At 69.9% G+C, this 17,223-nt stretch carries 11 protein-coding genes; 5 read left to right on the top strand and 6 right to left on the bottom strand.

Annotated features, from left to right (window positions below):
* Positions 1-368: 368 nt before the first annotated feature.
* On the top strand, positions 369-2,405 hold the full coding sequence (locus EFK10_RS39505) for a hypothetical protein (RefSeq protein ID WP_127360469.1): 2,037 nt from the start codon (positions 369-371) through the stop codon (positions 2,403-2,405).
* 45 nt (positions 2,406-2,450) lie between these two features.
* Positions 2,451-3,089, top strand: coding sequence for a DUF6308 family protein (locus EFK10_RS39500; RefSeq protein ID WP_127360468.1), 639 nt, complete (start codon positions 2,451-2,453; stop codon positions 3,087-3,089).
* A 113-nt stretch (positions 3,090-3,202) separates the two neighbouring features.
* Here the strand turns inward: EFK10_RS39500 and EFK10_RS48120 are convergent, their stop codons facing one another.
* Positions 3,203-4,168, bottom strand: a complete 966-nt coding sequence (locus EFK10_RS48120; RefSeq protein ID WP_164836326.1) for a hypothetical protein — start codon at positions 4,166-4,168, stop codon at positions 3,203-3,205.
* 1,093 nt (positions 4,169-5,261) lie between these two features.
* Here EFK10_RS48120 and EFK10_RS39485 point away from each other — a divergent pair.
* Both EFK10_RS39485 and EFK10_RS39480 read left to right on the top strand, forming a co-directional pair.
* Positions 5,262-5,552 (top strand): hypothetical protein, encoded by a 291-nt coding sequence (locus tag EFK10_RS39485; protein ID WP_127360466.1) that lies wholly within the window; start codon positions 5,262-5,264, stop codon positions 5,550-5,552.
* Positions 5,553-5,763: 211 nt separating this feature from the next.
* Positions 5,764-7,647 (top strand): DUF2075 domain-containing protein, encoded by a 1,884-nt coding sequence (locus tag EFK10_RS39480; RefSeq protein ID WP_127360465.1) that lies wholly within the window; start codon positions 5,764-5,766, stop codon positions 7,645-7,647.
* 53 nt (positions 7,648-7,700) lie between these two features.
* Here EFK10_RS39480 and EFK10_RS39475 read toward each other — a convergent pair whose 3' ends face one another.
* Together EFK10_RS39475 and EFK10_RS39470 are read right to left on the bottom strand one after the other, a co-directional pair.
* On the bottom strand, positions 7,701-8,846 hold the full coding sequence (locus EFK10_RS39475) for a PDDEXK family nuclease (RefSeq protein WP_127360464.1): 1,146 nt from the start codon (positions 8,844-8,846) through the stop codon (positions 7,701-7,703).
* A gap of 513 nt (positions 8,847-9,359) precedes the next feature.
* Positions 9,360-10,217, bottom strand: a complete 858-nt coding sequence (locus EFK10_RS39470; RefSeq protein WP_164836325.1) for a hypothetical protein — start codon at positions 10,215-10,217, stop codon at positions 9,360-9,362.
* 187 nt (positions 10,218-10,404) lie between these two features.
* On the opposite strand from EFK10_RS39470, the gene EFK10_RS39465 reads away from it, so the two are divergent.
* Entirely contained in the window at positions 10,405-11,838 is a 1,434-nt protein-coding gene (locus EFK10_RS39465; RefSeq protein WP_127360462.1) for a DUF2786 domain-containing protein, read from the top strand.
* Positions 11,839-12,090: 252 nt separating this feature from the next.
* Here EFK10_RS39465 and EFK10_RS39460 read toward each other — a convergent pair whose 3' ends face one another.
* The 3 genes from EFK10_RS39460 to EFK10_RS39450 all read right to left on the bottom strand — a co-directional run bounded on the left by EFK10_RS39460 (position 12,091) and on the right by EFK10_RS39450 (position 17,214).
* Positions 12,091-13,404, bottom strand: coding sequence for an acyltransferase family protein (locus EFK10_RS39460; protein ID WP_127360461.1), 1,314 nt, complete (start codon positions 13,402-13,404; stop codon positions 12,091-12,093).
* Positions 13,405-13,632: 228 nt separating this feature from the next.
* Positions 13,633-15,219, bottom strand: a complete 1,587-nt coding sequence (locus EFK10_RS39455) for an amidase family protein (protein ID WP_240677758.1) — start codon at positions 15,217-15,219, stop codon at positions 13,633-13,635.
* A 369-nt stretch (positions 15,220-15,588) separates the two neighbouring features.
* Entirely contained in the window at positions 15,589-17,214 is a 1,626-nt protein-coding gene (locus EFK10_RS39450) for a dipeptide ABC transporter ATP-binding protein (RefSeq protein ID WP_127360460.1), read from the bottom strand.
* Between the last annotated feature and the right edge of the window lie 9 nt (positions 17,215-17,223).

Raw genomic sequence — 17,223 nt, 5'->3', positions numbered from 1 at the left:
GGGTATCCTCGCCACGTCCCAGCCGAGAACCGACGCCGGCGAGTGTTCGGCCGCCTTCGCGCCGCCAACTGCCTGAGGCAACTCCCCCGTGTCGAATTCGTCAGGTCGACGGCGGAACGTCCGCCACGGGTCAGTCGGCAGCTGCGTCGTCGGCCTTGGGTGGCTGATTCGGCTTCATCCCCGGGACTCGGGTGTCGCCGGAGGCCCCACGCACCCGGTCGCGGCGCACTGATTCGCGACTCAGCAGCACTGCCGGGTCCGCCCCCAATCCGGTCATGCGGGTAGCTTGCCCGAAAGCCACACTATGTGCGAAGCTCCCGGCTCCGGCGAGCGAAATGCCGCCGTTGAACTGGGGGGAACCAGTTTTCGTGAGAGCACATATATCCCTGAGGCGTGCCCTGAACCAGGTTGCGGCGCTGCTGCTGGCCCTGGCCGCAGTGTGGGGCACCGCGACACCGGCCGAGGCCCACCGCGACGGCTGCCACCGCTGGCATTCCTGCCCGTCCGACACCGGCTCGTACGTATGCGGTGACACTGGCCACTACACCTATTGCGGCGGATCGTCCAGCACGCCCGGTACCACGGAGACGACCACCAGCGACTACCAAGCCCCGTCCGCACCGAAGGTGAAGAACCCGGCGGCCGGGGCGGGCGGTGTCGTCACCGTAACCGTGACCGCCGAGCGCGGGTCCCGCATCGAGGTCCGAGACGACAACGAGCGGGTCGCGGGCAAGGCGACCGCGACCGGCTCACCGCAGCGCGTGTCATTCACCGCGAAGAGCGGCGAGCACCTCTACCGTGTCGTGGCCATCGACGCGGCAGGAAACGAGAGCGACGCCAGCGGCGAGTTCACCGTGAGCGTGGACGCCGACAAGCCGAAGGTGGGCGGTCTGTCCGCTCCCGCAGCCGATCCCGTGAGCGGCTCGGTGACCGTGTCGTTCTCCGCCGAGGCGGGTGCGGCGTACGACATCACGGTCGCCGGCCGCAAGGATCACCTGACAGGAACCGTCGGAGACGACGGCAAGGTCACTGGCGAGCTGTGGCTGCCGAACGGCACCTACGGCGTCAACGTGGCCGTTCGCGACAAGGCCGGGAACGAGACCCGCACGCACGGCACTCTGAAGGTCTCCCTGGACAAGCTGACACCGTCGGTGCGCCGCGTCAGCGCCGCGAACAAGCCTTCGTCCCGCTTCGAGCTGACGGGCCCGCGCGGGAGCCGAGGGAAGCTGACGGTCGGTGACACGGTACAGCCCTTCACCTTGGACGACTCGGGCCGGACCACACTGACGGTGCCACTGCCCGACGGCGCCTACGACGGGGGCGCCGGGATAGTCCTCACCGATGCCTACGGGCGCCACGGCGATGCGAGGACCGCGGCGTTCACGGTCGACACCGCGCCGCCGTCACTGACAGTGACGTACGACACCGAACGGGCCCGGTACGGCGAGGCCGTGATCACCGTGACCGGCGAACCGGGAGCCCGGATCCGGGTGACCGGCGCGGGCGCCGAGCGGAGCTTCACCCTGCAAACCACTCGCCACGTACTGCGCGCCGGGCTGCCGGCCGGCACCCATCCGCTGGTGGTGACCGCTCAGGACGCGTACGGCAACACGGCCCGGCGGGAGCTCAGGCTCCAGATCTCGGACCAGCTGACCACCGGTCAGCTGGTGGGGGGTCTGCTGGCATTGCTCGTGTTCGCCGGCGTCCTCGCGGTCGCGGCCTGGCTGCTGTGGCGGCACCGTAGGCGCCTGATCGTGTGGAACGCCCGGCGCCGGGAGCGCGCCCGCCTCCAGTCCGTGGAGCGGGCCGCGCGAGTAGCGGCCGAACGTCAGGCCCGCGAGGAGCAGCTCCGCCAAAACCGTCTCCGCCAGGCTCAACACGATCACGCCCGCCGGCTAACCGAGTGGAAGAGACGACGCGACGAACTGGCTGACCTGCACGCGCTGGCCGAGAACCTCCGGGGCAAGGAGACCAGCGGCGCCGACTTCCGGTGGGGCCGCCACCGCGCCGGAGAGCGGGTGCTGCTGGTCGCGCCGGCGTCCCTGGTGGAAGCCCGGACCCGCCAAGGGGTGAGCTTCACCGAGCAGACGGAACGCGGGGAGATGGCGATCACCGACCGGCGGGTGCTGTTCGACGGTGCGGGCAAGCGCCGCGAGTGGGCGTACGACAAGTGGCTCTCGCACGAGCACCAGATGGGCAGCGGCCAGACCATGATGACGGTCAGCAACCGCCAGAAGTCCTCGGGCGTCGCCTACTCCGCCGCCGAGGCCGCCCGCGTCCGCCTGGTGATCGACCTGGCCGTCGCCTCCTCCCAGGGCCGCCGCGCCGAGGTCGTCGACCGAACCCTCCGGGCCCTCTCCGACCACGAGCGCACCCGCCCCGCCGCACCTGCGGGAGTCGGGTGACGGTGGCGGCCGAGGTGACCGGCATCAGACTTCCTTGGAGGAGACATGTCCTTGCACATCCCGCCTTGCCTCTGGGACGAAGCATGCGCAGCCGAACTGCTGCGCCGTTACTGGGGCCAACACCCGGACGGCTCGCCCCGCTATACGGGTTCACGCTTCGAGCGCTTGGCCGGCGGCGGGGACAAGCCATCCGTAGCGAATCGCTTCACCGCGGACGACGTGATGGCCGTGTCAACGCTCAGCGTCACCATCCGTGCGCGGGCGGCGCTCCGATTGGTGGAGCCCGCGGCCGAGGACTGTTACAGCGATCTACTCGAGCAACTGCCCACAGACGTCGAACTCGTCGATGCGGACCAGGACATCATCGCCAAGGGCGGACCCGCCTGGCAGCTGTGGGAGCGGCTGCGCGAAACCGATGACATCGGCCCGGTCGGAGCGGGAAAGCTGCTGGCCCGCAAGCGACCAAGGCTTCTCCCCGTATACGACTCGGTGATCAAGCGAGTCTTCAACCGCCCACACAACGACCTGACCTTCTGGTCCGACATGCGCTCAGCACTGCGCGCGGACGACCAAAAGCTGGTCAACCACCTCGAAGCCGTCCGCGACCTGTCGGGTATCGGAGACGACATCACCGTGCTGCGCGTCCTGGACACCGCGGCCTGGCTGCACGGGAAGGACGCCTAACAGGCCCTTACCGACTGCCTCCACCCGGCTCGGGGCACTCCGATCACCAATGCCCTGCAGTCAGGGAATATCCGACGATCGCGCCGAGCCGAACATCGCCCCCTCGCTCCTGCTCAGGCAGCTGCGGAGACCGTAACGCAGTCCCGGCAAAGCCCCGGATGCTCGGCTCGGTATCCCCGGTCGCACGCGTCGCAGTTCTGCATCGGTACGACATTCGGGCGCCGGCCCTGCGGGGAGGGCAGCGGTGCCGATTCCACCGGTTTGAGGTGCCCCAGCCGGTACGCGATCAGCCCGGCCGGCCTTCGCACGACCGGCCCCGGAAGGTCGGCGCATACCGCCTCCACGATCCGTTCCGGGCCGACCCCTCGCCGCAGCCACTCCCCCACGGCGGGCGCAAGCCGGCAGACATCCCGCTCCGAGAGCAGCAACCGCGGGTCCCTCAGTCGGAGCGCAGCCAACACAGCCACAGCCTCCGGCACGGGCTCGGGCACGGGTGTGGGCGCAGGCACGGGCGCGGCCTCCGGCGCGGGCACGTGCGCGGGCGGGAAGGCGGGCGCGTCCGATGCGACTGACGGTGCCGGTCGCCGGGCGGTCTGAGGCTGGGGCTCCGACACGCGTTGCGGCGCGGACTGCTGCTCGGGCTCCGCAGCCGGCTCGCGCTCGGGCTCGGGCTCGGGCTCGGACTCGGACTCGGACTGTGGCGCGGGCTCCGGTCGGCCCGACGCATGAGGCTGCGGCGCGCTGTGCGGGACGGGCCGGGCCTGGTCGGCTGCCTGCGCGTGGGCGGTGGCGGTGGCGGGGACGTCGTAGACGTACGTACGGGTACGGACCTGCCCATTCGCCACCCGCACGGTGACCCGCTCCAGGAAGCCTTCCGCCTCCAAGTCGTTCAACGCCCGGGCCAACCGGGTCTCGCCCTCGGTGAAGTGCGCACGCAGCGCATCGATGCTGACGGGCACCCCATCCGGCACGGACATCAGATACGCCCCGACCCCGACGGTCACGGCACTGCCCGGGCGCTGCGCGAGGCGGTTGGACAGGATCGTGAAATTCGCCGTGAGACGGCGTCGTACATGCACGACACCAGCCGTCACAGGCTCGGCGGACGCGCGCAAGGGCGCGATAGACTGCGGCTCAGCCATCGGGAAGGTCAACTCTTCCTGGGTGGTCAGGCCTCGGTCGGGATGGGTAGTCCCTGCCGGGGCCGTTCGTCTGTGTGAGGTTGTTTGCCGCGACCATACCCCCACCATCCACGCCAGCGCGCCCAAGTCCCCCATATGGGTGATTCTTTGAAAAGAGGCCAGGTGGGGTGGGGTTTCAGTCCTTACTTCACAGTCCTTGGTAGTTGTCGCCCGGACCACCGGCCCCTGGCCATCCACCACCCGCCCACACCCACCGGCCCCCGGCCGATCGGGGACCGGTCGCCGCCGCCCTTACGGGTCAATGAACGACACGAGCCCCTACTCACCGCCCCGGGCGGGCGATTGAGCAAGGGTTCCCGCCGATGAAAAGGTAAGGCGCACGGCACTGCCCCCGGCGACACTGACAGTGTGCTGATCATGGATGCCGTCCTGGAAAACGCCGAGATCACCGATCGCGCGACGCCACGGTCGAGCGGACCGATGTCCTGGCGCAGGAGCGGGGCACCCCCGCCGCGCCCCTCAGGTGCCGATGTTCGTGGAGCAGCCCAGCCGGTCCGCTGACGCTGTGACGCAGCATCCACTGCGGCCCGCCCGTCCTCGCACCACCGCCCACGCCACCGCGAGCCGCACCGCCCGCCCCTGCCGCTGCAGCCCTCCCCACCTCGCCCGCGGACCTCCTGTCGAGCACCGACCGGCTGCTCGGCTCTGCCCAGGTCACCCACTCCACCACCGGGGTCTGGCCGCGCGCCGCGGCTCTGCTGCTGCGCCTGGCCCTCGAGGAGGGGCTGCGGCAGTACTGGCGCAGGGTCCGCCCTGAGCTGGCCCGCTGCCCCACGCACGCCCAGGCGCTCTGCCTGGAGTCGTACGCGGGCGCTGACCTCGCCCGCCGCTGGTCCGCCGTCTGGTCGGGCCTCAGCAAGGCCTGCCACTACCACTCCTACGAACTCTCCCCCACCGCTGGTGAGCTGCGTGCCTGGCGCGACGAAGTGGCCGCACTGCTGGGGGAGCTTCCCCGGAAGGAATCTCAGCAATGACCGAGTTCCAGAAGTTGCGCCTGTACCAGGTGCAGGCGGACGGCATACGCACACTGGCCGACACTGCGGTGATCCTTTCCGACGACGGCGAGTCCGTGTCGCTCGCGATCACCACCTACCAGCCCGACATCGAAGTGTCGGAGGACGTCGACGCCGAACTCACGACAGGCATGGAACACAAACTGCGGATCGACGAGTTGGTTCGCGAGTACACGCCCACCATGCCCGAAGACGACCTGCGGGCCTGGGCGATAAAGCTGGTGAGTGTGCTCACCGTCCCCCGCTGAGGCGCGCGGCCGCTGGATACCGGCCGAATCGGGACACCGCACGAAGCCGTTGGAACACTCCGGCTCCCACTGCCAGGTCAGAACTGATCGGTATACGCCTGTCAGTGCCGACGGCTAATGTTGCGGTCGTCGTCATTGCGGCCCGACGGGCTTCCGCCTCAGGACATGCCCCCACCCGCACGAGTCTCTTCGTGCTGCCTGGGGGCATTCCTTGCTGTTCCGCGACTCCGCCGCTGCGGTCGCTGCCGAGAATCTGGCCGGTTCGCTGGCTCTCCGACTCACCGAACAGTTTGTCCACATGCACGGTTACAAGCCCGGGGCCTCGGAGGTCCGCTCCTGGGAGCGGAGCATCCCCGTGGTGACGAACGCGTTGCTGGACGCCGGGCTCGGGCAGGTCGAGGTACTGATCGAGTACAGCCTGCCGCTCAACAGCAAGCGCGCGGACATCGTTCTCGCCGGTGTGCATCCGGAGTCCGGTCACCCGTCGTATGTGGTGGTCGAGCTCAAGCAGTGGAGTAGCGCACAGCCGGAGGACGGGGACCCGCTGCTGTGCCGGGTGGACGCGTATGCCAGGCCGGTGCTGAATCCGATCGAGCAGGTGCGGGGCTATTGCGATTACCTCGTGGCGTTCAATGGCGCGCTGTCCGAGCACCCGGAGCGGATCGCGGGTGCGGCTTTCCTGCACAACGCCACCGAGTTCGGGATCGGTGGGCTGTACGAGGCGGAGCAGAGCGAGTACGGGCAGCTGTTCAGCGGACAGCGGCGCGGGGAGTTCATCGACTTCCTGCAGTCGAAGTTGTCCCCGGCGTCCGGGGTCGGCGCGGCGGATGAACTGCTGGCCGGGAAGGTGGGGCCGTCGAAGCAGCTGATGGCCGTGGCTGCTGAGGAGGTACGGGACCGAGAGCAGTTCGTCCTGTTGGACGAGCAGCGCGTGGCGTACCGCATGGTGCTGAACGCCGTGCGGCGGGCGAGGCAGTCCGACCACAAGGAGGTGATCGTGGTGACCGGCGGGCCGGGGACGGGCAAGAGCGTTATCGCGCTGTCCGTGCTGGGTGAGATGTACCGGCGCGGCATCACGGCTCTGCATGCGACCGGGTCGAGCTCTTTCACCACGACCATGCGGAAGGTGGCCGGAGCCCGGAAGCCTCAGGTACGGGATCTCTTCAAGTACTTCAACAGCTTCATGATCGCCGAGCGCAACGGCCTGGACGTGTTGATCTGCGACGAGGCACATCGCATCCGGGAAACCTCCGCCAACCGCTACACCCGGGCACAGCACCGCACCGGGAGGCCGCAAATAGAGGAGTTGATCGACGCGGCTAGGGTGCCGGTTTTCCTGCTCGACGAGCACCAGGTGGTGCGTCCCGGGGAGATGGGGACGGTCGAGGAGATCAAGGCGGCTGCGGCGACGAAGGGGCTGCAGTGCCAGGTTGTGCCGCTGGACAGCCAGTTCCGTTGCGGGGGTAGCGACGCCTATCTGCGGTGGGTGGTACGGCTGCTGGGCCTGAAGGAGGGCGGCCCGGTCGAGTGGGAGCCCGACGGCAAGATGCAACTGGCAGTTGTGGACAGCCCGCAGGAGCTGGAGGCGTTCCTGGAGGGCCGCCGAGCGCAGGGGTACGGGGCCCGGATGTCTGCGGGGTACTGCTGGAAGTGGAGCAAGAAAGTCGCGCCCGGCGAACCGCTGCCAGCCGATGTGCAGATCGGTGGATGGGCCCGCCCATGGAATGTTTTCGGTGAGCGGGCCGTGGCGGGTGCTCCCCCGGCGGCGCTGTGGGCCACTGATCCGGCCGGCTTCGGCCAGGTCGGCTGCGTCTATACAGCGCAAGGCTTCGAGTACGACTGGAGTGGGGTGATCCTCGGGCCGGATCTGGTCTGGCGGGATGATCGGTGGGTGGTGGACCGGGCAGCGTCGAAGGACCCGGTGTTCAAGAAGGCGACTTCGGACTCGGATGTGGACCGGCTGATCCGTAATACGTACAAGGTGCTGCTGACTCGCGGCATGGTGGGCACCGTCGTCTACTCCACGGACGCCGAGACGCGCGCTAAACTGCGCGAGCTGGTCACGCCGGACCTTGGGGTCCTCCTCCCGTCCTGAGGTGGCGTGAACGGGCGGTTTTTCTGGGCGCCCGGCATGAGCGGCGGCCCGCGTCACGGGTGGATGCCGGGCCGCATCAGGTTGTCGACCGCCGTAAGCACGGTCTGCAGGCTGGTGGGACCGGCTGACAGATCCGTGAGCGGGACGGCCGGCCACTTTCTGAAGTCGGCCGCGCGGGCTGCGTCCATCATCGGTTTGAGCACCGGGACCGCGGACAGGTCATCGGCGAACGCAGCCGCTGCCTCACGGCCCAGCTTGTCCACTATGGATCCCATACTGAAGGCGAGTGCGCCCTTTGCCGGGTCCTCGCACAGCGAGAGCGCCCACACCGGGCAGGGCTTCCCTTCGACCGGGAAGTAGCCGCACATACTCGGGTACGAGGCGGCCCCCCCGCTGATCAGCCGTCCCGTGGCCGCCGCGTGGTCGAGCAGTGCTCGCACTGTCTGCTGCACGGCAGGGCTGTATCGTTGCCGGGCCGCAGCGTCCACGTCGTCGAGAGTCCATCGGCGTCGGCTCCCCGACGATGGTGACTTCTGCGCGGTCGCCACCTCCCCCAGCACGCGCGGTACGAGGACGCGCATGCCGCTCCCGCTCCGGTACTGGGCCAGCTCAACCGCGTACACGTCCGCCTGCCGCATCTGACGGTTCAAAAACTCGACGACCGCCCGCAGTTCCAACGGGATCCGGTCGGCCACAAAGAGCAGCCGGACCTGTCCCGCAGCCAGCCGCCCTTCCACCGCGCTCCAGAACTCTTCCGGCTCCTGGCCGTCGAGCAGGGGCGCGTAGGCCTGGTCGACGGAGACCCCGTCAGCCGCGCAGGTCGCCTCAAACGTGCGTTGCAGCACCGCCGCCGGCCAGTAGCGCGTGCCGTTGGCCGCGTAGTCCAGCATCTGTCCGACGACCTCGCGACGGATGCGGGTGTCGGAGGCCCGCTTGACCTCGACGAGGGTGGGCACGCCGTCAGCGTCCACGAAGAGATGGTCGAGGCTGAACACCGGGCCGCTGTCGCCACTGGTCGGCACGCCCATCTCGCGCGCCACAAGCACCAGCCTCAGTGGGGTCCCGTCCGCGAGAGTGCCGAAGTCCAACACCCTGGGATGTCTGGCCAACAACTCCTGAAACTCTGCCTCGTTCGCGAATTCCGCCTGCTCCATCGCGTGGAGTTCATCCCCCAGGACGAACACCGATTGAGTCCCCATGCCCACTGCTCCTGTACGCACTTGTGGCCTACTGACTGCATCAGTCTGGCGTGATGACTGGTGGGATGCAGGCGATGCACAGGAATCGGCGTGTACGGATTCCTCGGCCGACGGAGGCTCCCGGCCGGCCCCATGGACACTGAGGCACTGGCCGGGCATTCATCCGGCTACGGCGCTTGCGCGGCCTAGTAGTGCCGCATCAAACAACGTTCACCCTGTCCGCGAGCTGTCTGGGCGGGCGGCGCGTTGCCGCTCCGGCCGCCAGTGCGGTGGCCGCGAACCTAGGCTGTTGTCAGTGCCGACGGCAGAGGTTGGGGTCATCGTCATTGCGGCCCGACGGGCTTCCGCCTCAGGACATGCCCCCACCCGCACGAGTCTCTTCGTGCTGCCTGCGCGAACGATTGGTGTTGACCTTGCCGCGAGTCCCCGGACGACGGCTGCGGCTGTCATCGCGAACGGAGTTGCGGGTGTACGCGCTATGGCGGCCGGAGTCCGAATCGCGGTCTAAGCCGGCTACTCGTCGTCGTCCTCGGGGAGCGGGGCACCCGCCTTGCGGAGCAGGGACAGCACCTCGTGGGCGTAGTCCTCCAGGTCCTCGCCCGCGTAGCAGAGCACCTGGTCTCCGTCGTAGCTGCCCTCGCAGGCGCGCAGTCCGTCCAGGACGCCGAGTGCGATGGTTTGCGCCGCGTCGGTCAGGCCGAGCGAGAGTCGGCGGGCGACGTCCCGCTCGTACGGTTCCAGGGCCTGCTGCACCAGTTCGGCGGCCGCGCTGTACTCGTCGACGTAGCCGCGGCCGGGGGTGTAGCCCGCTTGCATGGTGTTGATGTCCAGCGTCTGCAGGGCCAACTCGACTGCTGCCGCAGTCTCGTCGCGCAGCTGGGCGGCCGCGGCGTCGGCCCCTCCCCGGTGGCCGGTGCTGGGGGCGGCGAGCAGGGTCACGGCCAGTTCCTCGGCGGCCGGGTGCAGTTCGGGGCGTTGGCGTAGCAGGGTGTCGAGCAGACGGCCCTTCTCGGCGGCGGTGAGGGCGGCGAGGGCCGCGGCCGGGTCGGCGTCGTCGGCCTGGCTCGCCGGGCCGGGAGCCCAGCTGATGTCCGCGTCGATGGCGGCCAGGGCGAGCGCGACAGCGTGGGCGCACAACTGCGCGGCGTCGGACGGCGCGGCGTCGTCGAGGCAGTCGCGCTCCCCCACCAGCCGCAGGTTCTGGACCCCCACCCAGACGTCGAATTCGGTGCCGGTGTCGTCGACGACGAAGCCTCCGGCTCCCGCATACGCGCCCGCCGTCTCGCTGACCGCACCCGAGGCGTGCAACCGCCGCCCGGCGAGGAGCGCTTCGGGGGACGCGGCCCGCTCGATGCTCTTCTCAGTCACCATGGCTGCCATGCGGACCATCCAACCGTATTCCGACGGTACGGATCAACGCGGTGATGATCACTGCCTTTGTGGTGCCATTCTGGGTCCGGGCGCCTCCGGCCCGTGGCCTGTCCTGGTTGCACAGGGCGCACGGACGGCTGGGCGCGGACGAGGCGGATGCCACGGAAAGAGTCGGGAGTAGCGTCAGGTGGGCAAGAAGAAGCAGGAGCGGCGTCGCGGCAAGAAGAAGGAGCGCGAGGCCCGGCAGCGGGCCCGCTCCACGGGCCCGGGCAGCACATTCGGGAACGCGGACCCCGGCCCGTTCGAGGGCCCGTACGGGTATGTGCCCCCGCCGCGCGAGCGGTCACTCGTCCAGGTGGTGGAGGCGGCGCTGCGGCGGGTGTTGGAAGCTCCGGATGACGGCGTCGCGGTGGCCGTGGGCAAGGCCGCCGCCGTCCTGTCGGATCCGGCCGGCCGGTGGCCCGAGGTGGGCCGCGCGCTGCTCGTACTGGCCGACAGCATGATCGACCGGCTGTGGGCGAACGGCTGGCAGCCCGCCGACCTGGTACGGATCGTGCGGCGCGAACTGAGCGCCAGGCACACCCGCCTGGCCGTGGACCTGATTGCCGCCGAGTCCCGGAAGTACGCTCCCGCTTCCCTCGATCCGCGCTGGTCGGACCAGTTGCGTGAGGTCGGTGCGAAGGTGTGGTGGGAGGCTGACGACACCTTCCTGCCCGGGTACGCGACCCGCGAGAAGCTTGACCGCCTCGCCACCGCGACCTGTGCGCTGGAGGTGCTGCGGCTGCTGGGATGGCTGCCCGGGATCACTCCGGTCGGGCCACCGCCGGGAGCGGGCGGCGGCAACCGGTGGCGTCGCGGCCAGAAGGCCGGTTCCGGGGACGAGCCGCGGATGCTCGGCCGGATCCGGGCGCTGCTCGCCAAGGCCGAGTCCACGGAATTCACCGAGGAGGCGGATGCGCTCACCGCGAAGGCGCAGCAGCTGATGGCCCAGCACAGCATCTCGGAGGCTCTCATCACCGCCGACACCGGGCGGGAGGACGCCCCGGGGGCCTGTCGTATCGGCGTCGACAATCCGTACGAGCAGACCAAGGTCATGCTGCTGGACGCCGTCGCGACCGCCAACCGCTGCCGTGCCGTGTGGTCCCGTCATCTGGGCTTCAGTACAGTCATCGGCTTCGACGCCGACCTGGACGCGGTGGAGCTGCTTTACACCTCGCTGCTGGTGCAGGCGAATGCCGCGCTGGGCCGGGCCGGCAGCCGGCAGCGCGCCGACGGCAGTTCCCGTACCCGTTCCTTCCGCCAGTCCTTTCTGCTCGCCTACGCCACCCGGATCAGGGAACGGCTGACGGTCGCGACCGAGCAGGCCACCAACGACGCGGTGGCCGGGACCTCGCCGCTTGACGAGGCCGCCGGGGCGGCCTCGAAGCCCGAGCCCCGCCTCCTGCCGGTGCTGGCCGCCCGGGAGGAAGCGGTGAACGATGCCACCGAGCAGATGTTCCCCGAGCTGACAACCACCCGCTCGGTGCGCGCCAACGACGGCGAGGGCTGGGCGCAGGGCACCGCCGCCGCCGACCGCGCGACGCTGCACGGCCACGCCGGGGCGATCCGGGCCGACGGCTGACACGACGGCGGGGGGACTGGGGCCTGTCCGGCCGATCTCCGTGGGAGAAGGAGCGGGGTCTGGCGCCTGCGATCGCAAGGCGCTGGGGGCACCCCCAGCCGGCAGGGCTGGGGGTGCCGACGCGGGGGGCACTCTCTCCCCCAGCCTTCGGCCGGGGGGACCCCCACCCAGCCGCCAGGCTGGGGGAGGCACGCGACGCCACGGAGATCGGCCGGACAGGCCCTGGGACCCGGACCGTCCGTGAACGGCCGGTTACGGGGCAGCCTCCATGGCCCCCTCGCGGTCCCGCCCCGCCGACACCAGCTGAGGAAGTATTACCAGTGCGGCGCCGAGCGCGAAGCCCAGCGTGGGCAGCACCGGGAACCGGCCGTCGGGCGCGAACCCCTGCACGGCCCAGCGGGTCAGGGCGGCAATGCCGACGGCCAGGCCGAGCCAGAGCAGCAGGGGGAACCGCAGGTCGGCATGCGGACGGGTGTGGCCGTACAGCAGCGCCAATCCGCGTTCCAACGGCCGCAACGCGAAAACCACTCCGACCAGGATCACCGTGAGCACCAGGAGCCAGGGCATCCGCAGCGCCCACCATGCCGCAGACCCCAAGGCGGGCTCGGGCGCCAGACCGGTCAGGTAGAACGCGGCGGCGGCGACCAGAACCGGCAGCATGTGCCAGAGATACAGCGTCATGCTCGCGCCGCCCACCGGCCGTACCAGCCGCCATACCCGTTCGCGGCCCAGCAGCCGCCGCGCGACCGGCGCGGCGGCCAGGCACAGGCCGACCTGGGCCACCACCCAGGCCAGCATCGCTGTGGACGGGGGGTTGGTGTTGCTGATGGTCTCTCCGCTCACCAGGATCAGGCTCACTGGGAACGGTCCGAAGGTGATCAGCATCGCGAAGGCCAGCCCGCCGCCCACTGCCATGGCGATCGGTGGCAGCCAGTGCCGCGTCAGCAGTCCGTCCCGCCAGCAGAACCCGAGCTGGTACGCCACGCCCCATACGAGCACGTAATTGAGCAGCCCGACGTACGACGGGGCGTGCACGCTCAGTACCAGCCCGTCGGCCAGCAGTGCGGCCACGCCCATCGCCACCGGGACGAGCAGCCCCCAGCGGCGGTGCGCCGAGTGCGACAGCGGCGTCACGGCGCTGAGCAGCAGATACACCGGAAGGAACCAGAACTGCATCGCCATCGCCCAACCCACCAGCGCGAGCGTCTCCGGGTCCACGCCCACCGCCGAACAGATCGCGACCGCCAGCAGCACCAGCCCGGAGTACGCCGCCGTCGGCAGCAGCAGCCGCAGGGCCCGGCCGCCCACCCAAGGCGCGGCCGCGCCGCCCGCCGCACGGGTACGTGCCCAGGAGCCCCCTGCGGCGTGGCCGCCGGCAAGGAAGAAGAGCGGCATGATCTGGAATCCCAGCGTCAGCCACCTCGTCCAGGGGATTGCCGCGAGTAGTTCCGGGGCGATGATCCCCCCGCTCTGCAGCCTGAACAGGGCGGTGATCAGCCAATGGCCGAGAACCACCAGGCATATCGCCAACGCCCGCAGGAAGTCGACGTAGCGATCTCGCTTCATGCCGCGTCATGCTGGCCCACACCCGATCTGGCCGCAATGGCGGTCGGGTTCCGCAACCAATTCGTGTCCGCGACAACGACCCACGCACACACCGGCTCGAGGAAATGCTGTCGCACGGGACGGCCGTGAACTTCACCGGCCGTGCCTGTTCATACCGGTGTTCCAGCCCGGAGCGTAGTTCCAGGGGCCGCCCCCGGTCGTGGGAGCGGCCCCGCAGGAGCGGAAGGATCAGGGTGCGCAGGAGCCGCTGGAACTGGTGGAGTTGGTGGAGCTGGTGAGGGCGGTGCAGTAGTACGGTGCCGGGTTGATCACCGTTGGCGGCTGGCGCAGCTTGGTGGCCTGCTCGTAGTCGTAGGCGTAGCCGATGAGGGTGGGCTCGCTCCACGCCTGGCCGAGGAACGAGATACTGAACGGCCGTCGGTTGGCGGCCTGGTAGCCGGCGGGGACGCTGATCGAGGGGTAGCCGGCCTTCGCGCCGATGCCCGCGCTGCCGCTGTTGGCGAACAGCAGCGCCGTCAGGTTGTTGTCCTTCATGACTGTGTCGATGCGGTCCTTGCTGTCGGCCAGGTCCTGGGCGCGGTCCGCCTTGTAGGTGGTGGTGGCGGCGCTGTCCGGGCTGTGGTCCATGGCTTGCGACTCCAGCGCGTGGACCTGCCCGAACTTCAGGGCCTGCGCCGGGTGCGCGTTGTTGTAGGCGATGATGTCGGCGAGGCTCTTCATGGGGGCGTGCGCCGGCAGCCTGGCCAGGTAGGTGTCCAGGTCACGCTGGAACTCGTAGGTCAGGACGGTCGAGGGGTGCCCCGTGGTGTCGAGGGTGACGTCGACGAGCGTCGCGCCCCGGGCCTTGAGCGCCGTGATGGCCGCGTCCCACAGGGTGCGGTTGTCGGTTCCGGTGGCCGGGACCTGGCTGGCGACGACGCCGATGCGGGCCCCTTGCAGGGCGGTGGCCGACAGGTCCTTGGTGAAGTCGTGCCCGACCAGCGGGTTGGAGGCGGTGGCAGGGTCCTCCGGGTCGGTGCCGTCGATGGCGGTGAGCGTCGCCGCGGCGTCGGCGACCGTGCGCGTGAGCGGTCCCGCCGTGTCCTGGCTGGCGGCGATCGGAACGATGCCCGCGCGGCTGGCCAGCCCCACCGTCGGCTTGATGCCGACGACGGAGTTGGAGTACGCGGGGCTGAGGATGGATCCGGAGGTCTCGGTCCCGATGGCGACGGCGGCGAGGCCGATGGACGCCGCGACGCCGGAACCGGCGCTGGATCCGCTCGGGGTCTGGCTCGCGTCGTAGGCGTTGAGCACCTGCCCGCCGAGCGAGCTGTAGCCGCCGGGCATGCCGGTGGTCAGGTAGTTGGCGAACTCGGTGAGGTTGGCCTTGCCGATGATGACCGCTCCGGCCTCGCGGAGCCGCGCCACGACAGGTGCGTCCTTCTCGGGTCGGGAGTTGGTGAGCGCCACCGACCCGGCGGTGGTCGGCAGGCCCGCGACGTCGATGTTGTCCTTGACGATGACCGGTATACCGAGCAGGGGGCTGTGCGGGCCGTTGCCGCGCCGCGCCTTGTCGGCGGCGGCTGCTTCCTTCATGGCGTCGGGGTTGAGGGTACGTACGGCGTTGAGCGAGGGCCCCTGGGAGTTCAGAGCCTTGATGCGCTCGAGATAGGCCTCGGTGAGCGTGACGCTGGTGATCTTGCCGGCGTCGAGGAGAGCAGTCAGCTGCGCGACGGTCGCCGTCTCGAGGTCGACGGGGAGCGGCTTCCCGGCTGGGGGCACCTCCGAGCGGAAGCGCTGGGGGAGGTCAGCCGCGTCGGCTCTGGACGTGGTCACCGATGTCGTACCGGCGACGGTCAGCGCGGCAGTCGCGATGGCTACGGCGTGGCGCCGGGTGAACTGTTTGCGCGGGAGCGATTGGTCGTTGATGGTGTGCTCCTTTGACAGGGGTTGAACCGGTGGGCTTGGTCATCAAAACGGCGACAATTGTCCCGGGCGTATCAGTCGGGTGTCGGTCACGTTTCCACGGCGGCAAACAGGCTCTGTTCAGAGTGGGTGACTATGTGCTGACCCGACCCCGCAGGAGTGATCTGGCGTCAGACGGTTGTTTTCCAGGGTGGGTTGTCCTTGGCGGGAGAGGGCCGCTGGTCGCCCGCGCTGATGCGACGGCCACCGGCCCCCGACCGCGTACACCGGGGAGTGAGGTCAGTTGAACGTCCCCGCACCGGGGATCGCCTCAAGAAGCTGTTGCGTGTAGGGGTCCGCCGGCGAGTTGAGCACCTGGTCGACCGGGCCCTGCTCGACCACCCGGCCGCCGCGCATGACCACGACGTCATGGGCGATCGACCTGACGACGGAGAGATCGTGCGAGATGAACAGATAACTGAGCCCGAGTTCGTGCTGAAGGGTGTCGAGCAGCTTCAGAATCTGGTCCTGCACCAGTACGTCCAGCGCGGAGACCGCCTCGTCGCAGACGACCAGCCGGGGACCGAGCGCGAGCGCGCGGGCGATCGCCACCCGCTGGCGCTGGCCGCCGGACAGCTCGTTCGGGTACCGCTGGGTTACGGCGGCCGGCAGCGCGACCTGCTCCAGCAGTTCCAGCACCCTGACCCGGCGTTCGGCGCGGTCGCCGACGCCGAAGATCCGCAGCGGCTCGGTGATCAGCCGCTCGACCGTGAACGTCGGATCCAGCGACGCGTACGGATCCTGGAAAACCGGCTGCATGGCCCGGCGTGCCGCGCGCAGCCGCGCACCACGGAGTCCGACCATTTCCGAGCCGTCGAGCCGGATGGCGCCGGTGGTCGCCGGGACAAGCCCGAGCACCATCCTGGCCGTCGTGGTCTTGCCGGAGCCCGATTCGCCGACGATCGCCGTCGTACGTCCGCGTCCCACGGTGAAGGACACCTCATCGACGGCACGCAGCACGCCGCCCCGCCCGGGGATGCGGTACTCCTTCGATACCCGGTCGACCTCCAGCACCGGCTCTTCGCTGTGCTGGCTGTGCTCGCCGGGCACGACCGCCCGCCGGCGTGGAGTCGCCAGAGAGGGCGCGGCAGTCACGAGTCTCCTGGTGTACTCGTGCTCCGGATCGGTGAGGATCTGCCGCGCGGGGCCCGCTTCGACCACCTTGCCCTTGGACATCACCACCACCTGGTCGGCCCGGTCGACCGCCAGGCCCAGATCGTGCGTGACCAGCAGCAGCGCGGTGCCCAGCTCCTTGGTCAGGTTCTCCAAGTGGTCGAGGATCTGCCGTTGCACGGTCACATCGAGCGCGGAGGTCGGCTCGTCCGCGATCAGCAGATCCGGGCGGCAGGCCAGGCCGATCGCGATCAGGACGCGCTGGCGCATGCCGCCGGACAACTCGTGCGGGTACTGCCGCGCCCGGCGGGCCGGCTCCGGGAGCCCAGCCTCCCCCAGGATCTCGACCGCGCGTGCGGGTGCTTCACGCCTGCTGGCCATGCCGTGCACCACCAGGGTTTCCGCGACCTGCCGCCCCACCCGCGCGACCGGATTGAGATTGGACATCGGGTCCTGCGGAACGAGCCCGATCTCGCGCCCGCGCAACCGCCGCAGCCGCTTCTCGTCGGCATACGTGATGTCCTCGCCCCGCAAGCGGATCCGGCCACCGGTGACCCGGCCCGAACCGGGCAGCAGACCCATGACGGCGTGTGCGGTGGTCGACTTACCGGAGCCGGACTCGCCGACCACCGCGACCCGCTGTCCCGGCATCAGCCGGAAACCGGCACCCTGCACCGCGGGGACCGCGCCGGCCGCGAAGGACACCTCGAGATCGCTCACTTCCAGCAGCGGCTCGGCATCGGATCTCGTCATCACTCAGCC

It is taken from the genome of Streptomyces soli (assembly GCF_003999195.1).
GTDB lineage: Bacteria > Actinomycetota > Actinomycetes > Streptomycetales > Streptomycetaceae > Actinacidiphila > Actinacidiphila soli.
This window is presented reverse-complemented; position numbering and strand designations above follow the sequence as displayed.

Coding starts and splice junctions, on each gene's coding strand:
- EFK10_RS39500 (WP_127360468.1), top strand. CDS start 2,451: ATGTCCTTGCACATCCCGCCTTGCCTCTGGGACGAAGCATGCGCAGCC.
- EFK10_RS39485 (WP_127360466.1), top strand. CDS start 5,262: ATGACCGAGTTCCAGAAGTTGCGCCTGTACCAGGTGCAGGCGGACGGC.
- EFK10_RS39475 (WP_127360464.1), bottom strand. CDS start 8,846: ATGGGGACTCAATCGGTGTTCGTCCTGGGGGATGAACTCCACGCGATG.
- EFK10_RS39470 (WP_164836325.1), bottom strand. CDS start 10,217: ATGGTGACTGAGAAGAGCATCGAGCGGGCCGCGTCCCCCGAAGCGCTC.
- EFK10_RS39460 (WP_127360461.1), bottom strand. CDS start 13,404: ATGAAGCGAGATCGCTACGTCGACTTCCTGCGGGCGTTGGCGATATGC.
- EFK10_RS39450 (WP_127360460.1), bottom strand. CDS start 17,214: ATGACGAGATCCGATGCCGAGCCGCTGCTGGAAGTGAGCGATCTCGAG.